Raw genomic sequence first — 23,501 nt, forward strand, 5'->3', positions numbered from 1 at the left:
TTATTTCGTCTTCAATCTCAAATAAACCGTTGCTAACGGCGGAATGGACACTGAAATCGAATTTTCTCGTCCGTGGCTTTCGATGTTTTCACTTGCGACACAACCAAAATTGCCCACATTTGAGCCTTGATAGTACATTGAATCGGTATTCAAAATTTCTTCATATTCGCCCGCAACGTTCACACCGATGCGGTAGTCGTGGCGAGGAACAGGAGTAAAGTTACTGACGACAATAATGCGTTCTCCGTTTGAACTGCGACGTTCAAAGGCGAACACAGAATTTGCCGCATCATCAACGACAAGCCAATCAAAGCCTTCAGGTGAATAATCCAGTTCAAAGAGCGGTGAGTTTTCTCGGTAAATATGATTCAAATCTTTTACTAATTTCAAAACGCCTTTATGCCAGCCACCACCGATATTTTCATCAAGCAAGAACCAGTCCAAACTTTCTTCGTAATTCCATTCTCTGCCTTGAGCAAATTCATTACCCATAAAGAGCAATTTTTTACCTGGGTGCCCCCACATATAGCCATAGTAAGCACGTAAGTTCGCAAATTTTTGCCATGCGTCTCCTGGCATTTTATCGAGAAGCGAATATTTACCATGTACCACTTCGTCATGTGAAAGCGGTAGCACAAAATTTTCACTGTATTGATACATCATCCCAAAGGTCATTTTATTGTGATGATATTGGCGGTAAATGGGGTCAAGCTGCATATAGGCGAGCGTATCGTTCATCCAGCCCATATTCCATTTAAAATTAAATCCCAACCCACCGTTTTCACTCGGGTGAGTCACACCAGCAAAAGAGGTAGATTCTTCCGCAATAGAAATCGCCCCCGCCATTTCACTGTGGATTTTCCAGTTGGTATGTTTTAAAAATTCAATGGCTTCTAAGTTTTCACGTCCACCATATTGATTTGGAATCCACTCCCCTTCCGCACGGCTGTAATCGCGGTAAATCATGGAAGCCACGGCATCCACGCGAATACCATCTACACCAAAGCGTTCAAGCCAATACAGGGCATTACTGGATAAGAAATTTTTGACCTCATTACGTCCGTAGTTGTAAATTAGCGTGTTCCAGTCTTGATGATAGCCTTCGCGTGGGTCGGCGTGTTCGTAAAGTGCTGTGCCATCGAAAGCACTCAAGCCGTGAGTATCGCTTGGGAAATGCCCTGGTACCCAATCTAAAATCACGTTGATGCCTGCTTCGTGAGCACGTTTGACTAAACGGCGAAATGCCTCAGGCGAGCCAAAACGACTGGTTGGCGAATAAAGTCCAAGTGGTTGATAACCCCAAGAACCATCAAACGGAAATTCAGAAAGCGGCAAAAATTCTATATGGGTGAAGCCCATATCTTTTACATAAGGAATTAATTCATCAGCAATTTGATCGTAATCTAGCCAAAAATTGTTTTCTAAATTACGACGCCAAGATCCTAAATGCACTTCATAAATAGAAATTGGTTGGTTGCCTTGGTTCGCTTTTTTGCGTGCTTCGGTCATTTCCACCACATTCGGTAAGGCACTGACTTGAGATGCTGTATCAGGGCGAAGCTGCGAACTAAACGCATAAGGATCGGCTTTCAAACGAAGATTGCCATGGCAATCAATTAATTCAAACTTATAGAGCTGTCCTAAACTGGCTTTTGGTAAAAAGAGCTCCCAAACACCACTTTTTAGATGAAAACGCATAGGATGACGGCGACCATCCCAATAGTTGAAATCACCTACAATAGAAACTCGTCTTGCATTAGGTGCCCATAAGCGGAAATTTACCCCGCTCACACCATCACATTCCATAAAATGCGCACCAAGCACTTCATAGGGGCGAAGCATAGAACCTTCAGCAAGTAGCCATTGCTCTAAATCGTCAATCATCGGATGGAAGCGGTAAGGATCTTCGATAATTTGTGCTTCATTGCCCCAAAAAACCTGTAATTGATAAGCAAAAAAATGACGACAATTTGGAATAACACCAACAAAAAAGCCACGCTCATCGACACAATCAAGTTCCGTTATTTCTTTTCCACTTTCACGCTCAATCACCACAACGCGATTGGCATCTGGCAATAACGTACGGATTTCAATTCCTCGCTCAGTTTCGTGCATACCAAGCGTAGCAAAAGGATCGCCATTGCTCGCATCAAAAAAACTATCAATAATTGCTTGTGTTACTGCGGTTGTCATATTTACTCCTTATACATTTCGCCCTTGGTTAATTTGCACAAAGAACGTTTTTAAAGCTTCATTGCTAAAAATAAACGCTAACGGTTGAGCAAGTTTCTTGCACCAATTTGGGTATTCATTTGAGGTGCCCGGCAAATTAAAACTGATTTCTTGGCTAAGTAAATTTTCTAATTGCACACCAATCAATCGGCTGTTACTTTCCGCTAAATAATGATGGATCATTCGGTTTAAATGATCGTGCATCGCCATAGAAAGCGCGTCGCCTTCATAATGCGGTGGTAAATAATTATCACGATGCAAACTATTTAATAAGGCTTGTTTATCAACAACGCGTTGATCGTATTTTTGCTTGAGCACTTCCCCATTCAGAATATCAAGTTGATTAAATAATTCTAAATCACGGCAATGCCAAAAACTTTGTAACGAGGGAACATCATGCGTGCCAATAGTGGCATAAGCATTTCGAGGATAATCAGATATACGAGGAAATTCGCCATTTCGTTGGGCGAAATACAATACAAAATAAGAGAAAATTTGAAACTCGTTTAATTTCCACCGCACTTCATCAGGCACAGTGCCGAGATCTTCACCAATAATCAAACATTCATTGCGTACACTTTCAATAGCAAGAATCGCCATTAATTCATCAAAAGGATAATGTACATAAGCACCGTCAGACGCGGTTTTTCCTTCTGGAATCCACCACAAACGGAATAAGCCCATAACATGATCGATGCGTAGCACACCGAAATATTGCATATTGGCACGTAGCATATCGATAAATGGCGCAAAGCCACGTGCTTTTAGCACCATCGGATTATAAGGTGGCAAGTTCCAATTTTGCCCGACTGGGCCTAACGGATCGGGTGGTGCACCAATAGAGGCATTTACACAATATAAATCAGGATCACTCCAGACATCAGCACTACCACGAGAACTATTCACCGCTAAATCGCCATAAATACCCAACTTCATACCAGACTGTTTACAAAGATTTTGTAATGCGGAAAGTTGTTCTTCTGTAAGCCATTGCAACCAAGCAAAAAATTGGATTTGCTCACGGTGTGTTTTTAATAGGGCTTTTCTTTTTGCCGCACTTAAATGTTGCCATTCCTTACGCCAGCCAAGCCAACCAATGGTATTTTCTTCTGCTTGATGATCAGCGTGTTCTTGTAAATCCAAGACATTAAATAAGCACTGTAACAACAAAGGTTCCCCTTTGTTTTTTAAATAATCGGCAAAGATTTTTCGACGTGTCACAATTTCAGCGGATTGACTACGTTGAAAGAAATCAAATAGAAACTCAAGTGCGGTTAATTTTAAAGCCCAAATTGAAGAATAATCGACGCAATCACTTTCACGTAAATTACCAATTTTTTCTTGAATATCCTCACGCTTAAACCAATCTTGCACTGAACGGCAACGCTTAAATTCGGGTAAATCAGGAATTGCCAAATATAAAAAATTCAACCAACGACGAGAGGATGAACTATAAGGGCTTGCCCATTTTGGCACAGCAGGATACGGCAAATGTAATGGATTAATTCCCACATAATCTGCGCCTAATTTTGCACTTTTTTCGATCAAATAAGCTAAATCACCAAAATCGCCAATGCCCCAATTTTGTTCTGAGCGTAAACTATAAAGTTGCACATTCACGCCCCACACTTTTTTATTTTTTAATACGGGTGGTTGAAAAGCTGTTTTAGGAGAAATAAGTAAACGAACGCGGTACTGTTCAGTATCAGAAAAAATAGATAATTGATAATAGCCAAAAGGAAGTGGAGGCAGGGAAAGTGCGGATAAATTTGAAAGTGTTTTTTCTAACAGAATGACATTAGATTCATCAATCAACTGATAACGATATTCATCGGCAGGGAGCAAATCTAGACGATTGAGTCGATAATCAATCGGTTCATTTTCAAATGCAGCCAGTACATCGTCAAACTGTCCTTTCGCTTTTGGCGGAGGCTGCAGAAGCTCAACAAAAGTTGAAACTGTCTTTTCATCTGCGAAAATAAGATGTCCATCAATATCATAATGAGAAAGCGCGATACCGCATTTTTCTGCTTTTTGTTTGAGAGAATCCGAGATTTGCATAGACACCACATGACAACTGTATAACTCTTGTTAGGGATTATAACCAAGCTGAAAGTGATGACAACTGGCTTTATTTAAAAGTGTGATCTTCGTCAAAATAAAGCCTCTAATCAGTTAAGTAAAATCTAACTTTTAGAGGCTAAATATAAAACTAAATTTTTCGTGAATAAAATCTTATTAAAATTTTAACGCTTTTACTTTTTCTAATAACACTTTACCCATAGGGCTAGGATCACCTTTAAAAAGTGTTTTTAAACCATTGCTTTTTATAATGTGACGACGAAGCTCTAGACGCTCTTTATGATTTTCTGCAAGTCTTACTGCACAATCAATATATTCTTCCACACTTTGTGCGATAAGCCATTCTGGTAAGCCTAAACGTTTAAATAACCCTTCATCAATATGTTCATGCACTTCAGCACCCGTTTTACAAACGCCGACTAGACCAAGCGTTACCATATCAATAATGCCATTTGTATTACCAAACGGAAATGGATTTAACATCATATCGCAGTGGCGTAAAATATCGAGATATTCGCTATAAGGTGCATGGGCATGGGCTGTTGCACTATCCCCTAAATACTGCTCAATAAACCATTTCACATAAGGGTGTGTAATACCGAAAGACTGCCCCAGTGCGAAATGGAAATGAACGTTCACTTTGGCCTTATCTCGAATTATTCTCAATGTTTCAAGGAATGTTGGATTCAATTTCATTGTTGTTGCAGCAATACCGATATTTACTACTTCGGGTTCATCTCTGAACAAATAATCGACTTTTTCAGGTGCCAATGCTGACGGCACATAAGGCAGCGCATCTTTTGGTAAACGTAGTAAGGTCTCACTAAAACAGTCTTCAGAACCTACATAATCATCTTCAACAATCACATATTCAATAAAATCAGAATGGGTTGTGGCTGGATGACCAAGGGCTACAACCTGAATGGGTGCAAGACGCGTATTACTTGCAAAAATTGTCGTTATATCCATACCAATACTTGGCATATAAAAAACAGCGGCACCATATTCTTCACATTTATTTCGAACAAACTCAAGTTGTTGAAAAATTGTGCCGTATTCAAGTTGGAAAAATTCATCAAATACGTCTCGTCCAGCTTGATCTACATTTTCTTTTCCTATACCAACTAAATGAAATTTTTTACGCGCTTCAATCATTGAAGTGGAGTGAGTTCGATAAATGGAATGAAAAGAATGAAAATGCTCTAAAAGCACAATCATGACAGGTTTACCGTTGTATTCGCTTAATGAAGTAATTTCACGATCTTGCCAACCTTGCGCCAACAAATGTTTACGTATAACCTGATTTAGGGCACGTTTTACATCATGTTTATTTTGAGCAAAATCGTAACTGCAATGCATATACACATCATGAGAAATACTAGAAGGCAATTTATCTAAATTTTCAAATTCAGCCAACTTTTTAGGAAACCATTGTAAAAGAATCGCTCTTTTATTAAACGAGGTACCTGTGCCAATAAAACGTGGTGATTGCAAAGCAAAGCAAAGAGATGCACAAAGCTCTTTATTTATTTCCCAAAGCGCATCCAAATTAATATTAATATTTGATTCAGATAAATATAAAATACAGAATTTCGCAAATGAAGAAAACTCAGTATTTAAGTGTACATCACCATCAGGATCTGGGTTAATATTGTAGGTTCTTAGGATATGATCTGCATTCACATAAGGTGAACTTGCAAAAATAAACGTTAACCAACGCTGAAAACTAATAAAACTCAATGCTCCACTTTCTGAAATAATCAAATTAGGATCAGTAAATAACTCTGTTATAGCATTAGCCACGCGAGTACAAAAATATTGAGTACGCTTTTCTAATAAATCTGCAATTTGCTCAGGAAAATCAAATTCTATACCATCAATCCCACCAAAATTGTCATCAATTTTCCGTAAAATATTCAAAAGTTCTTGGCAAGCACCTTCATAATTTTTATTCTAAATTTCTTTTTCTAAGCGGTTAACGCTGGGTTGTAGTATTGCCATAATTCCTTCTATAATCAATTAAATATACGACACTTTAGCAGATAAAACTCTATAGAATTTTATTCTCATAAGTCACTATTATCGGCGCGAAATTATAAATAATTACACAAATAATGCTAGTAATGCTAGTTTTTTATAAAAACTTAAATCACAAACTCAAACCAATCAATCACATCGCGTTCGTGGATACCATTTTTAATCAAAATATCCGCATTTTTTACAGAATGGGGAGATCCAGAAATAAGCGGATGCCATTCGGGGAGCGTTTTTCCTTCATAAAGCAAACGATAGGCACAAGTATCAGGCAACCAATGAAAATCAGGTAAATTCTTTTTAGTGAGTTTGGTGCAATCGGTTTCAAGTTTAAAACGCTCTGAATAATTACCGCACTTTCCTGTTTCCACATCTAAAAGGTTGCAAGCAATTCGGGTGTAATAAAGTTTTTGGCGTTTACCTCGCCCTTGAATATATTTGCGATAACAGCATTTGCCGCAGCCATCACATAAGGCTTCCCATTCAGATTCGGTCATTTCAAGCAGGGATTTTGTTTGCCAAAAATTAGGTTCAAGTTGCATAGTTGATACAAATAAAAAGTGCGGTCAAAATCACATTTATTTTGACCGCACTTGGTTGTTTAGAATTAGAAGCCTTCTTTTAAGCTTACTGTTAAGTTAAATACCAAATGTTCAGGGCGGCTATCTTTACTATCCGCACAGAAATAACCTTCACGTTCAAATTGATAACCTTTCTCTGCTTCCGCAGCCGCCAAGCTTTGTTCTACAAAACCATGTTTTACCACGAGAGAATGTGGATTTAACACGCTTTCAATATCATCTTCAGCACCTGGATTTGGCACAGTAAATAAACGATCATACAAACGGAATTCAGCTGGATGATTATTAACCGCAGAAACCCAATGAATAACGCCTTTCACTTTGCGTCCATCCGCTGGGTTTTTACCTAAGGTTTCAGGATCATAAGTACAGAAGATCGTGGTAATTTCATCATTTGCATCTTTTTCTACACGTTCCGCTTTAATCACATAGGCGTTACGTAAGCGCACTTCTTTACCTAATACTAAACGTTTATATTGTTTGTTCGCTTCTTCACGGAAATCTGCACGATCAATATAAAGCTCTTTCGTAAACGGTAATTGACGCTCACCTAATTCGGGACGATTTGGGTGATTTGGCGCAGTTAAGGTCTCTTCGCCTTCAAAGTTTTCAATCACTACGCGAACAGGATCAATCACTGCCATTGCGCGTGGTGAGTTTTCGTTTAAATCTTCACGAATGCAGGCTTCAAGTGCAGAATACTCTACCACGTTGTCTTGTTTCGTTACCCCGATACGGCGGCAAAATTCACGTAATGAAGCTGGAGTATAACCGCGACGGCGTAAACCAGAAATGGTTGGCATACGTGGATCGTTCCAACCATCTACAATGCCGTCGTTTACTAATTTCAATAACTTACGTTTGGAGGTTAAAGTGCCTTCTAAATTTAAACGTGAAAATTCATATTGATGCGGTAATGGACGTTCAATACTAATATTTTCCAACACCCAGTCATATAAACGACGGTTGTCTTGGAACTCTAATGTACATAAAGAGTGTGTAATACGCTCAATCGCATCAGAGATACAGTGAGTAAAATCGTACATTGGGTAAATGCACCATTTGTCACCGGTTTGGTGATGGCTCGCAAATTTAATACGATAAATCACTGGATCACGCATGACCATAAATGGCGATGCCATATCAATTTTTGCGCGTAAACTTGCTTTACCCTCGGCAAATTCGCCATTTTTCATTTTTTCAAATAAAGCTAAGTTTTCTTCAATAGTGCGGTCACGATATGGGCTGTTTTTACCTGGCTCAGTTAATGTACCGCGATATTCACGCATTTCTTCTGGAGAAAGCTCATCCACATACGCCAAGCCTTTTTTAATTAATTCAATCGCATAACCATAAAGCGCATCGAAGTAATCAGATGCATAACGCGGTTCACCTTCCCATTTGAAACCTAACCACTCCACATCAGCTTTGATGGAATCCACATATTCCACATCTTCTTTTACTGGGTTGGTATCGTCAAAACGTAGGTTACATAAACCGTTATATTCTTTTGCCAAGCCGAAGTTTAAGCAAATCGATTTTGCGTGACCAATATGCAAATAGCCATTCGGCTCTGGCGGAAAACGGGTATGAACGCTTTTATGTTTACCCGAAGCTAAATCTTCATCAATAATTTGGGTAATAAAATTGTGAGTGCGAGTATTTTCTGCACTTTCTAGAATTTCTGCATTGCTCATAACTTTCTCATAAATAGAAAAAATAATTTTACCATTCTATACGAAAAGCAAGGCTTTGTGAATTTGATCGCCAAACTAACCGCACTTTCTACTTAATAGCTTATAACTTTTTCAGCATTTTTTGTTTAACCGCAAGATTTTTCGTGCAAAAAATAGAATAAATTATTACAATGCCGCCTTTCATGAACAATCGTTCAGTGGTTTGTTTTATAATTGGGTTCGCAAGGGAATAATTTTGTAAAACACAAAAGTACGGTTAAAATCATCCGCACTTTCCACTCATTTTCGTAAGAAGGAAAACTCAATGTTTAAAATGAAAAATATGACGCTTGCTTTGTTGATGTCTGGTGCATTAGTGGGATGTACCAATATTGGCGATTCTTATCAAGCTAGCCTTGAAGATTACAAGCAATATGAAGAAATTACCAAGCAATATAATGTAAAAGAAAATTGGTGGTCATTGTATAACGATGCGCAATTAAATCGCGTCATAGAACAAGCGTTAATAAACAACAAAGATTTAGCTAAAGCAGCTGTGGCAGTAAACCGTGCGCTTTACAGTGCAAATTTAGTGGGTGCAAATTTAGTGCCTGCATTTAATGGTTCAACTTCATCTGCGGCACAACGCCGAGTTGACACAAGTGCAAACTCTGCCATTTCACACAAAGGTTCTTTAAATGTGAGCTATACATTGGATCTTTGGCAACGTTTAGCCAATGCCGCTGATGCTGCAGAATGGTCGCACAAAGCAACCGCTGAAGACATGGAATCTGCTCGTTTATCATTAATCAATTCTGTGGTCACGACTTATTATCAAATTGCTTATTTAAATGATGCAATTAGCACAACCAACGAAACAATCAAATATTACACTGACATTGGTAATATTATGCAAACGCGTTTAGCACAAGGTGTGGCTGATGGGGTCAGTGTTGATCAAGCGCAACAAGCAGTATTAACGGCGCGTAATAACAAATTAAATTTTGAAACCCAACGCAAAACGGCAGAACAAACCTTGCGCAATCTGCTGAACTTAAAACCAAACGATGCGTTAAATATCACGTTCCCCCATATTATGAATGTGAAAACAGCAGGGGTGAATTTGAATGTTCCTGTATCTGTGATTGCAAATCGTCCTGATGTAAAAGCAGCGCAATTCCGTTTAAGTAGTGCATTCAAAAATGCCAAAGCAACTCAAAAAAGCTGGTTCCCTGAAGTTAATTTAGGTGGAAGTCTATCTTCAACTGCAAGTACTGTTGGCACCGCGTTACACAATCCTGTGGCTGCTGGCACAGTAGGAATTAGCCTGCCATTCTTAAATTGGAATACCGTAAAATGGAACGTTAAAATTTCTGAAGCTGACTATGAAACCGCACGTTTAAATTACGAACAACGTATTACCACGGCTCTTAATAATGTGGATACTAACTACTTTACCTTTACCCAAGCGCAAAGCACATTAAGTAATTTACAACAAACCCATAGTTACAATCAGCGTATCACGCAATATTATCGAAATCGCTATAATGCGGGCGTATCCGAATTGCGCGAATGGTTAGTTGCAGCCAATACTGAAAAATCATCACAACTTGCGATTTTGAACGCAAAATATCAAGTGTTGCAAAGTGAAAATGCGGTATATAGCGCAATGGCGGGATATTACTCTCGTTAATAAAACCAAACATAGGGCGTTTTTAAGCGCCCTTTTTAATATTACATTCCTCACTTAAGGTATAAACCTTACCAATAAATATTCCTAAAAATGAAAAAACAACTGACTTTTTATTTTATTCGTCACGGCCGCACTGTTTGGAACAAACAAGGATTAATGCAAGGCAGTGGAAATTCTCCATTAACAGAAGAAGGCATTCAAAGTGCGGTCAAAACTGGGCAAGCTTTACAAAATATCGATTTTATTGCGGCATATTCGAGCTGTTTACAACGCACCATTGACACAGCCAATTATATTATTGGCGATCGTGACATACCCTTATTCCAACATCGTGGATTAAATGAACATTATTTTGGTAGTTGGGAAGGAACAAATGTCGAACTGATCCGACCTTTGCCCGAATTTCAACAAATGATTAATGATCCTGCGAACTATAAAGCTGAATCGAATGGTGGAGAAACCTATGAAGATCTAGCCAAACGAGCTATCGCAGCAGTACAAGACATCATTAAGGTTCATCAAGAAGGGAATATTTTAGTGGTATCGCATGGCCATACCTTGCGTCTATTGGTTGCTTTACTCAATGGCGCAACTTGGCAAAATCACCGAGATAAAGACAAATCAGTGTCTTTATTAAATACAGCTATTAGCATCGTGCATTATGACAGTGAAAAAGGCTTTAGCCTTGAAAAATTAAATGACACAACGCATTTACAATAGGTAAAAAAAAAGCCCCTAAATCATTAGGGGCATCAAAAAGGAATTTATGAATAAAATCTCTAAAGTTTAGCTTTATCAAAGGAATCTCGATAAAACAAGGTCATTATATTGACTAATCTAAAGAATAGCAAGAGAAATCTTTACATTTCTTTACAAATCTTTACGCTTCTTTACAGATCTTTACATTTCAGCATTTCGATAATTACTCCAACCGTCTTTTCCATGCCCTGTAAAGAAACCAACTCGTGTTTACTATGGAAATTATAGCCACCTGTAAAAATATTTGGGCATGCTAAACCTTTAGATGCTAAAAATGCCCCATCTGTACCGCCTCGAATCGGCTTATGACTTGGTTTAACCCCTACCGCTTTCATTGCGCGATCAGCAAATTCAATTGATTGAGGAACATTTTTTACCACATCATACATATTTTGGTAGCTATCTTGAATGTCTAACTCAATAGGCTTTTTCAAACCTTTCTTAGAATTAAATTTTTCCACCTGACTTTTAATAAAAGCTTTTCTTTGTGCGAAATTCTGCTCATCAAAATCACGAATCAAATAAGTGAGCTCCACTTGCTCAATATCGCCAGAAAAATCTTCTAAATGATAAAAGCCCGCTTTCCCATCCGTTTTTTCTGGTACTTCATCAACAGGGAAAACTTGCTGAAATTCACAAGCTAAAGTCAGTGCATTCACCATTTTTCCTTTTGCGTAACCAGGATGAATACTCCGGCCGAAAAACCGCACTTTTGCCGTTGCCGCATTAAAGTTTTCGTATTCTAATTCCCCTACTTCTCCCCCATCAATAGTATATGCCCAATCACAGGAAAACTTTTCCATTGGGAAATAATGGATTCCCAAACTAATTTCTTCATCAGGCGTAAAAGCAACGCGAATATTGCAATGAGGAATATTCTCTTTTTGAAGGATGGAAAGTGCGGTCATAATTTCTGCAATTCCCGCTTTATTATCCGCCCCAAGCAAAGTGGTTCCATCGGCAACAATCAAAGTCTGTCCTACCAATTTTTGCATAAAAGAATAATAAACAGGACTAATAAACTCCTCGCCAATACCTAATGCAATATCTCCGCCACGATATTGTTCTATCACTTCGGGGCGTACATTTTTGCCACTACATTGCGGAGACGTATCAAGATGTGCAATTAAACCAATGGTTTTCGTCAAGCTAGGATCATTAGCGGGTAAAAATGCTGTTACCACCGCATATTTACTTACTTCAACCATCTCCAAACCAAGTTGGATTAATTCTTTTTGCAGCTGCATGGCTAATTTCATTTGCCCGACAGAGCTAGGAGAATGCTTAGCATTAGGTTTTGATTGAGTATCAAAAGACACATAATGTAAAAATCGTTCTAAAAGTTCTGTTTTATCTATTTGAGAAATCATATTCTCGCTCCTTTTAAAAATATCTTTTTTAGTTTAACGAGAAAAATAGAAAACATCTTGATATATAACAATATTTATAAAATTAACGAAGTAAAATTCATCGAAAGTGCGGTTAAATTTCTCGTTATTTTTATGAACGGCAGTTTTTTTACTTTCTAAGGCATTAAGCCCTTTTAATTATTAACAATTCACTATATCATAGGCGTCTATTTTTATATGCCGCCCCTGCAGTCTTGCAGGTTTTATTTCTACTCAGTACCAAATCATTGGTGAAATTAGGGAGAAAACCAAAGCTAGTGGAAAATCAGCTTCAAAACAAGCCTATCATTGAGCTTCGTTCAATCAAAAAATCCTATGGTTCTAACACCATTATTAACGATTTCAATCTTACAATTAATAACGGTGAATTTGTCACTATTCTCGGCCCTTCAGGCTGTGGTAAAACCACAGTTTTACGCTTACTTGCAGGCTTAGAAGAATTGGATTCAGGTAGCATTATTTTAGATGGTGAAGATATCACCAATGTGCCAGCGGAAAAACGTCATATTAATACGGTATTCCAAAGCTATGCTCTATTTCCACATATGACAATTTTTGAGAACGTAGCTTTTGGTTTGCGTATGCAAAAAGTACCAAACGACGAAATTAAACCGCGTGTTTTAGAAGCCTTGCGTATGGTACAGCTAGAAGATATGGCAGAGCGTAAGCCAACTCAACTTTCTGGCGGACAACAACAACGTATTGCCATCGCTCGCGCCGTAGTAAATAAACCAAAAGTGTTGTTACTTGATGAGTCTTTATCTGCATTGGATTACAAATTGCGTAAACAAATGCAAAATGAACTCAAAATGTTACAACGTCAGCTTGGCATTACCTTTATTTTTGTCACTCACGATCAAGAAGAAGCGATTACAATGTCTGATCGTATTGTGTTATTACGTAAAGGTAAAATCGCACAAGATGGTTCTCCACGTGAAATCTATGAAGATCCAGCGAACTTATTCGTTGCTCGTTTCATTGGCGAAATTAACGTATTTGAAGCGACTGTGATTGAACGTAAGTCAGAACAAGTTGTACTCGCAAATGTGGAAGGTCGAGTTTGTGATATTTACACAGACATGCCTGTTGAGAAAGATCAAAAACTTCAAGTACTACTTCGTCCTGAAGATATTGTGATTGAAGAATTAGATGAAAATGAACATTCTAAAGCAATTATCGGCCACATTGTTGACCGCACTTACAAAGGAATGACATTAGAATCAACTGTAGAATTTGATCATAATGGCATGCGTGTACTTGTAAGTGAATTCTTTAACGAAGACGATCCACATATGGATCATAGCGTAGGTCAACGCGTAGGCATCACATGGCATGAAGGCTGGGAGGTTGTTCTCAACGATGAAGATAATCAATAATAAATTCCAGAAAATTACTGTTGCGATTATCTTCAGTTGGCTCATCTTCTTTGTGTTGATTCCAAACTTATTGGTATTCGCCGTAAGTTTTCTGACTAGAGACGGTAGCGACTTTTACGCTTTCCCAATCACCATTGAAAACTACACAAACTTGTTTAATCCGCTTTATGCACAAGTTGTGTGGAATTCATTATATATGTCGGGCATAGCTACCATTATTTGCTTATTAGTTGGCTATCCATTTGCTTTCATGATGAGCAAAATTAATCCTAAATATCGACCGCTCTTATTATTCCTTGTGGTTTTACCATTCTGGACAAACTCGTTGATCCGTATTTATGGAATGAAAGTGTTTCTCGGTGTGAAAGGTGTGCTTAATACCATGTTGATGGACATGGGAATTTTGAGTGAACCAATTCGCATTTTGAATACAGAAATTGCGGTAATCATTGGCTTAGTTTATTTGCTATTGCCATTTATGATTTTGCCACTCTACTCTGCGATTGAGAAATTAGACGGTCGCTTATTAGAGGCTGCAAGAGATTTAGGCGCAAATGCATTCCAACGTTTCTTCCGTGTCATTTTACCATTAACCATGCCAGGCATTATCGCAGGGTGTTTATTAGTATTATTACCGGCAATGGGTATGTTCTACGTTGCAGACTTACTTGGCGGAGCAAAAGTATTGCTTGTTGGTAACGTAATTAAGAGCGAATTCTTAATTTCTCGTAACTGGCCATTTGGTTCTGCAATCAGTATTGGTTTAACTGTTCTAATGGCATTGTTGATTTTCGTGTACTACCGCGCGAACAAACTATTGAATAAGAAAGTGGAGTTAGAATAATGAGTCGTTTACTACGTAATGCATTTATGTTTGTGGTATACGCTTATTTGTATATCCCAATTATTATTTTAGTCACTAATTCCTTTAACGAAGATCGTTATGGTTTAAGCTGGAAAGGCTTTAGCTGGAACTGGTACGAGCGTTTATTTAATAACGACACCTTAATACAAGCAGCGATTCATTCGGTAACTATTGCATTTTTTGCGGCTACTCTAGCTACTATTGTGGGGGGATTAACTGCAATCGCACTTTACCGCTATAGATTCCGCGGTAAACAAGCGGTAAGCGGTATGTTATTTATCGTTATGATGTCACCTGATATTGTAATGGCAGTATCTTTACTTGCATTATTTATGGTTGTCGGTATTTCATTAGGTTTCTGGTCTTTATTACTGGCTCATGTGACCTTCTGTTTACCGTATGTGACCGTAACTATCTTCTCTCGCTTAAATGGCTTTGATTCTAGAATGTTAGAAGCGGCGAAAGACTTAGGCGCAAGCGAAGTGACTATTTTACGTAAAATCATCGTGCCATTAGCGTTACCTGCGATTGTTTCAGGTTGGTTATTAAGCTTTACCATTTCTTTAGATGATGTTGTGGTTTCATCTTTTGTGAGTGGTGTAAGTTATGAAATTTTACCATTGAGAATATTCTCTTTAGTGAAAACTGGTGTAACACCTGAAGTTAATGCTTTAGCAACAATTATGATCGTGCTTTCACTGGCTCTTGTCGTTTTAAGCCAGCTAATTACACGAAAAAATAACCATTAAGAAACAAAAGGTTTCACAAACCTTTGAATTTAAAATAGAATACGCCTTGACGCACAATCAAGGCGTTTTTTTATGCCTGTCATTCGGCAGGTGGTTTTTTTACGACTCTTTACGGAGAACAAACAAAAATGAAAAAATTCGCAGGTTTAATTACTGCTGGCTTAGTAGCTGCAACTTTAACTGCTTGTAATGATAAAGATGCTAAGCAAGAAACTACAAAGGCTCCAGCTACTGCTAATGACACTGTGTATCTCTACACTTGGACAGAATATGTGCCTGATGGTCTTTTAGATGAGTTTACTAAAGAAACAGGCATCAAAGTTATCGTTTCAAGCCTAGAATCAAACGAAACAATGTATGCAAAAATCAAAACTCAAGGCGCAGCTGGCGGTTATGATGTGATTGCACCATCTAATTACTTTGTTTCTAAGATGGCTAGAGAAGGCATGTTAATGGAACTCGATCACAGCAAATTGCCTGTTATTAAAGAATTAGACCCTGATTGGCTCAATAAACCTTATGATAAAGGTAATAAATACTCTCTTCCTCAACTACTAGGTGCACCAGGTATTGCATTCAACACCAACACTTATAAAGGCGCTCAATTCACTTCTTGGGCTGACTTGTGGAAACCAGAATTTGCAAACAAAGTTCAGTTATTAGACGATGCGCGCGAAGTATTCAACATCGCTTTATTGAAAATTGGTCAAGATCCAAATACTCAAGATCCAGCCATTATCAAACAAGCCTATGAAGAATTATTGAAACTACGCCCAAACGTACTTTCTTTCAATTCCGATAACCCTGCTAACTCTTTCATCTCAGGTGAAGTTGAAGTAGGTCAATTATGGAATGGTTCCGTACGTATTGCTAAAAAAGAAAAAGCTCCTTTAGACATGGTATTCCCGAAAGAAGGCCCTGTACTTTGGGTTGATACTCTAGCAATTCCTAAAACTGCTAAAAACCCAGATGGCGCACATAAACTTATTAACTATATGTTAGGCGCTAAAGCTGCGGAAAAATTAACCTTAGCAATTGGCTATCCAACAGCTAACTTAGAAGCGAAAAAAGCATTACCAAAAGAAATCACCGAAGATCCAGCGATTTATCCACCGGCTGATGTATTAAAAAATAGCCACTGGCAAGATGACGTTGGCGATGCAATTCAATTCTATGAACAATATTATCAAGAATTAAAAGCAGCTAAATAATCTACAATCCAAAGTGCGGATAAATTTCACCGCACTTTTCTATTCGAGATAAATATAAAAATAGCCGCACTGATATTAAAGTGCGGCTATTTTATTAACCATTTTTTACTTCTGAACTGTTGCTAAAAATTCTTTACGAGTATCTCTATCTTCTAAAAATACACCGCCATAAGCAGATGTGACCGTATAACTATTTGTATCTCTAATACCACGCGCTTTCACACAGAAATGGGTCGCTTTCACATATACCGCGACATCGTCTGTCTCAAGAATTGTCTGAAATGCTGTCAAAAGTTGCTCAGTTAAGCGTTCTTGAACCTGTGGCCGTTGAGCAAAAAATGAAACGATTCGATTAATTTTAGAAAGACCAATCACCCAATCTTTTGGATAGTATGCCACACAAACTTTACCATCAATCGTAACAAAATGATGTTCACAAGTGCTTGTTAGTGTGATGTCATTCACTTGCACCATTTCGCTGACTTTCATCTGATTTTTGATTTTCGTCATTTTAGGAAAATTCGCATAATCCATTCCGCTAAAAATCTCATCAATAAACATTTTAGCTAAACGATTTGGCGTTTCTTCTAAACTATCATCTCGCAAATCTAATCCAATCAGCTTCATCACTTCATGCATGTGTTTTGCAATGCTTTCTCGACGTTCATCTTTAGCCTGTGTTGGATCAATCATGGGTGTTTCAATCCCTTTTTCAATCAAGGCATTTCTTACATTCTGCGCATCCAGTGAAATTTTGCTCATAATAGTCTTTCCTAAAAAAATAATCGGCTATTCTAGCAAAGGATAATAGGATGGTAAAATGAGAAAAATTGCAAATTTGAATGAATTAGGCTTTAGATATAGAATAGCTGACAAATTTTATCAAATAAGGATTTTCTATGCTTACATTGGATCAAGCTCGCTCGAAAATGCTCGAACAGATTCCCTTCCCGACTCAAACTGAATACCTAAATTTACAAGAAGCTGCCAATCGAATTTGTGCAGAAAATGTTATTTCACCTATTAATGTTCCCTCTTTCGATAATTCAGCAATGGATGGCTATGCTGTACGTTTATCTGATTTACAACAATCTTTAACACTTTCGGTAGCAGGGAAATCTTTTGCAGGTAATCCATTCCAAGGGGAATGGCCATCAAAAAGTGCGGTCAGAATTATGACTGGCGCGATGATTCCTGAAGGCGCAGATGCAGTGATAATGCAAGAGCAAGTGACACTCAATGAAGACGGAACCGTCACTTTTAGTGAATTGCCTAAACCAAATCAAAACATTCGTCGTATTGGTGAAGATGTAAAGAAAGGCGATGTAGTACTAGAACAAGGCGCACCACTCACCCCAGTTTCCTTGCCATTATTAGCCTCTCTAGGCATTGCAGAAGTAAAATGCTATCGCCAATTAAAAGTCGGCGTACTCTCAACTGGCGATGAACTTGTCGAAGTCGGCAAGCCATTACAAAGCGGACAAATCTATGACACTAATCGTTTCACCGTAAAATTACTGCTAGAAAAACTAAACTGTGAAGTCATTGATTTAGGACTATTGCCTGATAATGAAGCTGAATTTGAAAAGGCATTTATTGCCGCACAAAGCCAAGCCGATTTAGTGATTACCAGTGGCGGTGTTTCCGTTGGTGAAGCGGATTTTACTAAAGCAGTATTAGAAAAAGTAGGCCAAGTAAATTTCTGGAAAATTGCAATCAAACCGGGCAAACCATTCGCTTTTGGTAAATTAGAAAATGCTTGGTTCTGTGGTTTACCCGGTAATCCCGTTTCAGCATTAGTGACATTTTATCAACTTGTTCAGCCACTTATTGCGAAACTACAAGGCCAAACACAATGGAAAAAACCACCGCACTTTTCAGCTATTGCCACAACGAATTTGAAAAAAGCACCTGGCCGTTTAGATTTCCAACGAGGCTTTTATCACATCAATGAACAAGGTCAAATTGAAGTGCAATCAGTGGGGTTCCAAGGATCTCATCTCTTTAGCACTTTTGTAAAAAGCAATTGTTTTATCGTGTTAGAACAAGAACGTAGCAATGTCTCTGCCGGTGAAACGGTGACGATTGAGCCTTTCAATCATTTATTAGGATAAAAAATGATCGAACTTAGTCACGAAGAAGAATTGCGTTATAACCGTCAAATTATTCTTAAAAGCGTAGATTTTGATGGGCAAGAAAAACTTAAAGCAAGCAAAATGCTGATCGTTGGGCTTGGCGGCTTAGGCTGTGCAGCCAGCCAATATCTCGCAGCAGCAGGTGTTGGAAATTTAACGCTGTTGGATTTCGATACAGTTTCGCTTTCGAATCTTCAACGCCAAGTCTTGCACTGTGATGCACGCTTGAATATGCCCAAAGTAGCGTCAGCTAAAATTGCACTCGAACAAATCAATCCACATATAAACATCGAGACGATTAATGCGAAGTTAGACGAAGAAAAACTCGTAGAAATCATTCCGCACTTTGATATTGTTTTAGATTGTACAGACAATGTAGAAATCCGTAATCAATTGGATCGCCAATGTAATCATGCAAAAATTCCTCTGATTTCAGGTGCTGCAATTCGAATGGAAGGTCAGGTTTCCGTTTTCACTTATGAACCGAATACGCCTACTTATCGTGATCTCAGCAAATTATTCGGACAAAATGTATTAAGCTGTGTGGAAGCTGGCGTGCTTGCACCAATCGTCGGCATTGTGGGCTCGATTCAGGCCTTAGAAGCAATTAAAGTGCGGTTAAAAATCGGTAAGAATTTATGTGGCCGATTATTGATGATTGATGGTTTTTCGATGAATATCCGAGAAATTAAACTTCCAACCAATATGGAATAAAACGCTTAAAAAGAGAAAAATTTAACCGTACTTTTATTAACCATAACCTTTACAACAAAACACTATGACAACAGAAATTAAAAAACTTGATCCCGATACAGCCATTGATATTGCTTACGATATTTTCTTAGAAATGGCTGGAGAAAATTTAGATCCTGCTGATATTCTTTTATTCAATTTACAATTTGAAGAACGCGGTGGTGTGGAATTTGTTGAAACCGCCGATAATTGGGAAGAAGAAATTGGTGTACTAATTGACCCAGAAGAATACGCTGAAGTGTGGGTGGGCTTAGTCAATGAGCAAGATGAAATGGATGATGTCTTTGCTAAATTCTTAATTTCTCACCGAGAAGAAGATCGCGAATTTCACGTTATTTGGAAAAAGTAACGATAACCTAAAAATAAGGGAAATCATCTGATTTCCCTTTTTCTTTTCTCTTAAAATTAACGCGCTATTAAATTGGAAAACTCGAGAAAAAGACTAATAACAGCGGTGGTAATAAATTTGTCACCATACCAAAAGAAATGGCGATAGGCGTTACTTCAATTCCACCTGATTTTTGAATAATAGGCAATGTACAATCTAATGCCGTTGCGCCTGTAATCCCAATAGCTGTAGAGCGATAATGTTGCATAAACAGTGGAATTAAAAATAAACTCAAAATTTCACGCGATAAATCATTGAAAAAGGCAATACTACCCTGCATCGGCCCCCAAGCATTTGTCAGCACAACACTTGATAAAGAATACCAACCGAATCCCGATGAAAAGGCTAAACCTTGAGTAATCGGCATACTTAGAAAAAATGCTGAAATAACGCCACCAACTAAAGAACTTAAGGTAAAAATCGCCCCCATCATTAAACCTTGCTTATTTAGCAAGACTTCTTTCAAGGAAATTCCATTATTGCGAAGCTGAATCCCAACCAAAAAGATCAAAGCAATAAGCACGTAAAGATTGGAACCATGTGGGAAATGCAACCAATCATTGCATAACCAACCTAAAACAATGCCGATAATCACCGCACTTAATAATTTAATTGAGTCTATTAACGAACGCCAACGAGATGGCAATTCTCCCTGTAAATAATTAACAGGCTTAGGCAAAGTGCGGTCATAAATAGCCAAGCCTATGATATTACAAGTCATAATAATAGCGGACAGCCCTAAAGCTGTCATACCAATAATTGGCAATTTTTGTTCTAAATGCTCTAATTGCCCTAGCATAAACCCCATCATAAATAAAATGACGTAAAGCAATAACATCACAATTTTATTAATGAATGCCAAGGCATTTTGATTCTGTATTTTGACTAAATAACCCAACATCATCGGCACAAGCACGATAAGCAATCCGTTAATAATTTCTTCCATTGTTTTCCTTTTTGTAGATCACTGCACTTTATTTAATTTTTAAAGATAATTTGAATAAATATTACAGTAAAAATAAAAATTACTTATACAAGCAATAAAATCATACTGCTTATAATATATATTTTTTATCAATCTACCAAATGCTCAATGTACAAACGCCAATCTTAGATACTTTGTCTCTTTACTCTGTAAAAATGGAATATAAAAAGCGGCTTAAAAATAAGCCGCTTGTCATCGTTATTTTTCAGCAAACGCTCGAATTTGTTCTGCACCCAAATGTCCCGGTACGGTTTTTTTCAGGTTTAAATCGCTATCTAAAAAGAGATTAAACGGATAGCCACGCACTCTTGCTTTGTCTATAATTTCGCCTTTTTCATCTAAAAGCACCGTGATATTTTTATATTCCAATCCTTTGTACCATTCAATAAAATCAGCGGTGTCTTTTTCGCCTTTGTGATCGGGCGAAACAATGGTAATCACTTCAAAGTTGCGATCTTTTTCCGCACTTAAATCATCAATTTCAGCTAATCCTGCCAAACAAATTGGACACCAAGATGCCCACATTTTTACATACACAGGTTTGCCTTTATATTGGCTTAAAGTAACTGGCTGATTGTTTAAATCTTTGAGTTGCACATCCGCCAAATTAGTTTGTGCAAAAGCGTTCAGGCTTAATGCCATTAGAAATATTGATAGTAGTTTTTTCATTGCTTTTTCCTTTTATAAATTTCTTTTGTTGAGATTATGTTTTACGAAAAATTATTCGTAATCAATAAAATGCCCATCACGATAATTAAAATTCCGCCACCGATTTTAAATTTGTCTAAGTGTTTATTTAACCCTTTGGCTCGTTTTAGCAAGCTATCAGAGAAAAACGAGAATAAAACAAAGGGAGTTGCCAAACCAAGGACATAAACAAACATCATTGATGCACCGTAAAGTGCAGAGCCTTCATCGCCTGATAAAGCTAACACGGAAGCCAGAATCGGGCCAATACAAGGCGTCCAACCAAGACTAAACGTTAAACCAAGCACAAATGCCTCAAGTGCGGTTGATTTTCCTGATGTTTTAATTTCCACCAATTTCGTGCGTTCCAATAAGCCAATTTTGAAAATGCCAAGTTGATGAATACCCAAAATAATCACGATAACGCCAGCGATAATGCGGGTGGTGTTACTAAATAAAATATTCCCTAAAAAGCCAAAACTAAAGCCTAAACTGACAAATGTAAGGGAAAGCCCTAAAATAAATAAAAAAGTATTCAGGACTTTTTTACCGCCTTTACTCAAAATACCAAAATAAATTGGGATAATCGGGAAAATACAAGGCGAAAGAAAAGAAGCAAGCCCCGCTAAAAATACAGTTCCAATAAGGAGTTGTTGATCTAACATCCTACACCTCCTTATTTTTTAATGGATTGAATCAAATATCCGTATCCTGCCTTTTCCATTTCAGCTAACGGAATAAATTTAATTGATGCACTGTTAATGCAATAACGCAAACCGCCTTTATCTTTCGGGCCGTCATCAAATACGTGACCTAAATGAGCATTGCCCGCACGGCTTAACACTTCGGTACGTTTCATATTGAAGCTGTTGTCAGTTTCATAATGCACTACATCTTTAATGATCGGTTTCGTAAAACTCGGCCAGCCACAACCTGATTCAAATTTATCATTTGAAGAGAAAACAGGCTCGCCTGTGGTGACATCAACATAAATACCGGGTTGGAAATTATCCCAATATTCGTTACTGAAAGAGCGTTCAGTATGTTTATTTTGAGTAACGGAATATTGCAACGGCGTTAATTTCGCTTTGAGTTCTGCATCACTCGGTTTCGGATAATCTTTTTCGTCAATCACAGGTTCATCTGCTTTGGTAATATCAATATGGCAATAACCATTTGGATTTTTCTTCAAATAATCCTGATGATATTCTTCCGCTATGATGTAATTTTTAAGCGGCTGCACCTCAATTTGCACTGTTTTTTTATATTTGGTTTGAAGCTGGGCGAGTGCTTGTTCGATCACCGCTTTATCTGCCCCATCTTGATAATAAATCCCTGTGCGATATTGTCTACCACGATCGTTACCTTGTTTGTTTACACTCGTTGGATCAATCACTTTAAAATAATATTGCAATAATTTATCGAGGGAAATTTGATTTGCATCGTAAGTGACTTTTACGGTTTCTGCGTGATCAGTTACGCCAATCATCTGATAACTAGTTTTCTCCGTATTACCATTAGCATAGCCAGAAATCGCATCTTTCACGCCGTGAATACGCTCCATATATGCTTCCATACCCCAGAAACAGCCACCAGCAAGATAAATTTCACGAATATTTTGCGTATTTTCCATTGCCATTTTTTGTTCTCCAGATGATGATGTTGAATTTTGTATTGCTAAAGTTGGTGTTGCACAGCAAAGTGCGGTAATAAATAGAAATGTTTTTGATAGTTTCATTGTTTTTCCTTATGATGTGAAAATTAACGTTACATAAGGTTAGACGGCGGATAATTCGATTTCTTACAGATTTTTGTAAAATTTTTAAAGAAATTGACTAAAATCCATTGTTATAACCAATAATAAAGAGCTAAAACACACTATTTCT

General features: G+C 37.8%; 19 protein-coding genes and 1 pseudogene. 9 read left to right on the plus strand and 11 right to left on the minus strand.

What is annotated here, in order from left to right; genetic code table 11:
- The 5 genes and pseudogenes from glgB to glnS all read right to left on the minus strand — a co-directional run bounded on the left by glgB (position 1) and on the right by glnS (position 8,626).
- Positions 1–2,193, minus strand: coding sequence for a 1,4-alpha-glucan branching protein GlgB (gene glgB, locus DV428_RS06705; protein WP_114909147.1), 2,193 nt, complete (start codon positions 2,191–2,193; stop codon positions 1–3).
- A 9-nt stretch (positions 2,194–2,202) separates the two neighbouring features.
- Positions 2,203–4,293 carry a 4-alpha-glucanotransferase gene (gene malQ / locus DV428_RS06710; RefSeq protein WP_162790791.1) on the minus strand — a complete coding sequence of 697 codons (2,091 nt, stop codon included), beginning with the start codon at positions 4,291–4,293 and terminating at the stop codon, positions 2,203–2,205.
- 177 nt (positions 4,294–4,470) lie between these two features.
- Positions 4,471–6,315 (minus strand): annotated as a pseudogene (locus DV428_RS06715) (UDP-glucose:protein N-beta-glucosyltransferase).
- A gap of 143 nt (positions 6,316–6,458) precedes the next feature.
- A complete protein-coding gene (locus DV428_RS06720) occupies positions 6,459–6,890 on the minus strand; it encodes a YcgN family cysteine cluster protein (RefSeq protein WP_114909149.1) in 432 nt (143 codons plus the stop codon).
- A gap of 65 nt (positions 6,891–6,955) precedes the next feature.
- A complete protein-coding gene (gene glnS, locus DV428_RS06725; RefSeq protein ID WP_114909150.1) occupies positions 6,956–8,626 on the minus strand; it encodes a glutamine--tRNA ligase in 1,671 nt (556 codons plus the stop codon).
- Between the two features lie 304 nt (positions 8,627–8,930).
- On the opposite strand from glnS, the gene tdeA reads away from it, so the two are divergent.
- A complete protein-coding gene (gene tdeA, locus DV428_RS06730) occupies positions 8,931–10,298 on the plus strand; it encodes a toxin/drug exporter TdeA (protein WP_114909151.1) in 1,368 nt (455 codons plus the stop codon).
- Positions 10,299–10,388: 90 nt separating this feature from the next.
- Entirely contained in the window at positions 10,389–11,018 is a 630-nt protein-coding gene (locus DV428_RS06735; protein WP_114909152.1) for a histidine phosphatase family protein, read from the plus strand.
- A 170-nt stretch (positions 11,019–11,188) separates the two neighbouring features.
- On the opposite strand, the gene pepT is transcribed toward DV428_RS06735, so the two are convergent.
- A complete protein-coding gene (gene pepT / locus DV428_RS06740) occupies positions 11,189–12,427 on the minus strand; it encodes a peptidase T (protein WP_114909153.1) in 1,239 nt (412 codons plus the stop codon).
- 296 nt (positions 12,428–12,723) lie between these two features.
- Here pepT and potA point away from each other — a divergent pair, with 296 nt between their 5' ends.
- From potA to DV428_RS06760, 4 genes are all read left to right on the plus strand, one after another.
- On the plus strand, positions 12,724–13,842 hold the full coding sequence (gene potA, locus DV428_RS06745) for a spermidine/putrescine ABC transporter ATP-binding protein PotA (protein ID WP_162790792.1): 1,119 nt from the start codon (positions 12,724–12,726) through the stop codon (positions 13,840–13,842).
- Positions 13,826–14,686 (plus strand): spermidine/putrescine ABC transporter permease PotB, encoded by an 861-nt coding sequence (gene potB, locus DV428_RS06750; protein ID WP_005638601.1) that lies wholly within the window; start codon positions 13,826–13,828, stop codon positions 14,684–14,686. Before potA ends, potB begins: the two co-directional genes overlap by 17 nt.
- Positions 14,686–15,456 carry a spermidine/putrescine ABC transporter permease PotC gene (potC, locus tag DV428_RS06755; RefSeq protein ID WP_114909154.1) on the plus strand — a complete coding sequence of 257 codons (771 nt, stop codon included), beginning with the start codon at positions 14,686–14,688 and terminating at the stop codon, positions 15,454–15,456. Before potB ends, potC begins: the two co-directional genes overlap by 1 nt.
- Before the next feature lie 128 nt (positions 15,457–15,584).
- A complete protein-coding gene (locus DV428_RS06760; protein ID WP_114909155.1) occupies positions 15,585–16,667 on the plus strand; it encodes an extracellular solute-binding protein in 1,083 nt (360 codons plus the stop codon).
- 105 nt (positions 16,668–16,772) lie between these two features.
- Here DV428_RS06760 and folE read toward each other — a convergent pair whose 3' ends face one another.
- Entirely contained in the window at positions 16,773–17,429 is a 657-nt protein-coding gene (gene folE, locus DV428_RS06765) for a GTP cyclohydrolase I FolE (RefSeq protein WP_112071527.1), read from the minus strand.
- A 137-nt stretch (positions 17,430–17,566) separates the two neighbouring features.
- Between folE and moeA the strand changes: the two genes are divergently transcribed.
- The 3 genes from moeA (at position 17,567) to DV428_RS06780 (ending at position 19,904) form a co-directional block, all read left to right on the plus strand.
- Positions 17,567–18,781 (plus strand): molybdopterin molybdotransferase MoeA, encoded by a 1,215-nt coding sequence (moeA, locus tag DV428_RS06770; RefSeq protein ID WP_114909156.1) that lies wholly within the window; start codon positions 17,567–17,569, stop codon positions 18,779–18,781.
- A gap of 3 nt (positions 18,782–18,784) precedes the next feature.
- On the plus strand, positions 18,785–19,516 hold the full coding sequence (gene moeB / locus DV428_RS06775; RefSeq protein WP_114909157.1) for a molybdopterin-synthase adenylyltransferase MoeB: 732 nt from the start codon (positions 18,785–18,787) through the stop codon (positions 19,514–19,516).
- 64 nt (positions 19,517–19,580) lie between these two features.
- The gene (locus DV428_RS06780; RefSeq protein ID WP_005641855.1) at positions 19,581–19,904 is read left to right on the plus strand and encodes an HI1450 family dsDNA-mimic protein; all 324 of its coding nucleotides are present in this window, start codon (positions 19,581–19,583) and stop codon (positions 19,902–19,904) included.
- 67 nt (positions 19,905–19,971) lie between these two features.
- Here DV428_RS06780 and DV428_RS09620 read toward each other — a convergent pair whose 3' ends face one another.
- The 4 genes from DV428_RS09620 to msrAB form a co-directional block, all read right to left on the minus strand.
- Entirely contained in the window at positions 19,972–20,889 is a 918-nt protein-coding gene (locus tag DV428_RS09620; protein WP_162790793.1) for a LysO family transporter, read from the minus strand.
- Positions 20,890–21,126: 237 nt separating this feature from the next.
- On the minus strand, positions 21,127–21,597 hold the full coding sequence (locus DV428_RS06790) for a redoxin domain-containing protein (RefSeq protein WP_114909158.1): 471 nt from the start codon (positions 21,595–21,597) through the stop codon (positions 21,127–21,129).
- A 41-nt stretch (positions 21,598–21,638) separates the two neighbouring features.
- Positions 21,639–22,280 carry a cytochrome c biogenesis protein CcdA gene (locus DV428_RS06795; protein WP_005628783.1) on the minus strand — a complete coding sequence of 214 codons (642 nt, stop codon included), beginning with the start codon at positions 22,278–22,280 and terminating at the stop codon, positions 21,639–21,641.
- Positions 22,281–22,291: 11 nt separating this feature from the next.
- A complete protein-coding gene (gene msrAB, locus DV428_RS06800) occupies positions 22,292–23,353 on the minus strand; it encodes a bifunctional peptide-methionine (S)-S-oxide reductase MsrA/peptide-methionine (R)-S-oxide reductase MsrB (RefSeq protein WP_114909159.1) in 1,062 nt (353 codons plus the stop codon).
- Positions 23,354–23,501 lie beyond the last annotated feature (148 nt).

The sequence above is a fragment of the Haemophilus haemolyticus genome (genome assembly GCF_003352385.1).
In the GTDB taxonomy this organism is placed as follows: Bacteria; Pseudomonadota; Gammaproteobacteria; order Enterobacterales; family Pasteurellaceae; genus Haemophilus; species Haemophilus haemolyticus_I.

Excerpts from the sequence above, each read along its gene's own strand:
- glgB (WP_114909147.1), bottom strand. The coding sequence starts at position 2,193 with ATGACAACCGCAGTAACACAAGCAATTATTGATAGTTTTTTTGATGCG.
- malQ (WP_162790791.1), bottom strand. The coding sequence starts at position 4,293 with ATGCAAATCTCGGATTCTCTCAAACAAAAAGCAGAAAAATGCGGTATC.
- DV428_RS06720 (WP_114909149.1), bottom strand. The coding sequence starts at position 6,890 with ATGCAACTTGAACCTAATTTTTGGCAAACAAAATCCCTGCTTGAAATG.
- glnS (WP_114909150.1), bottom strand. The coding sequence starts at position 8,626 with ATGAGCAATGCAGAAATTCTAGAAAGTGCAGAAAATACTCGCACTCAC.
- tdeA (WP_114909151.1), top strand. The coding sequence starts at position 8,931 with ATGTTTAAAATGAAAAATATGACGCTTGCTTTGTTGATGTCTGGTGCA.
- DV428_RS06735 (WP_114909152.1), top strand. The coding sequence starts at position 10,389 with ATGAAAAAACAACTGACTTTTTATTTTATTCGTCACGGCCGCACTGTT.
- pepT (WP_114909153.1), bottom strand. The coding sequence starts at position 12,427 with ATGATTTCTCAAATAGATAAAACAGAACTTTTAGAACGATTTTTACAT.
- potB (WP_005638601.1), top strand. The coding sequence starts at position 13,826 with ATGAAGATAATCAATAATAAATTCCAGAAAATTACTGTTGCGATTATC.
- potC (WP_114909154.1), top strand. The coding sequence starts at position 14,686 with ATGAGTCGTTTACTACGTAATGCATTTATGTTTGTGGTATACGCTTAT.
- DV428_RS06760 (WP_114909155.1), top strand. The coding sequence starts at position 15,585 with ATGAAAAAATTCGCAGGTTTAATTACTGCTGGCTTAGTAGCTGCAACT.
- folE (WP_112071527.1), bottom strand. The coding sequence starts at position 17,429 with ATGAGCAAAATTTCACTGGATGCGCAGAATGTAAGAAATGCCTTGATT.
- moeA (WP_114909156.1), top strand. The coding sequence starts at position 17,567 with ATGCTTACATTGGATCAAGCTCGCTCGAAAATGCTCGAACAGATTCCC.
- moeB (WP_114909157.1), top strand. The coding sequence starts at position 18,785 with ATGATCGAACTTAGTCACGAAGAAGAATTGCGTTATAACCGTCAAATT.
- DV428_RS06780 (WP_005641855.1), top strand. The coding sequence starts at position 19,581 with ATGACAACAGAAATTAAAAAACTTGATCCCGATACAGCCATTGATATT.
- DV428_RS09620 (WP_162790793.1), bottom strand. The coding sequence starts at position 20,889 with ATGGAAGAAATTATTAACGGATTGCTTATCGTGCTTGTGCCGATGATG.
- DV428_RS06790 (WP_114909158.1), bottom strand. The coding sequence starts at position 21,597 with ATGAAAAAACTACTATCAATATTTCTAATGGCATTAAGCCTGAACGCT.
- DV428_RS06795 (WP_005628783.1), bottom strand. The coding sequence starts at position 22,280 with ATGTTAGATCAACAACTCCTTATTGGAACTGTATTTTTAGCGGGGCTT.
- msrAB (WP_114909159.1), bottom strand. The coding sequence starts at position 23,353 with ATGAAACTATCAAAAACATTTCTATTTATTACCGCACTTTGCTGTGCA.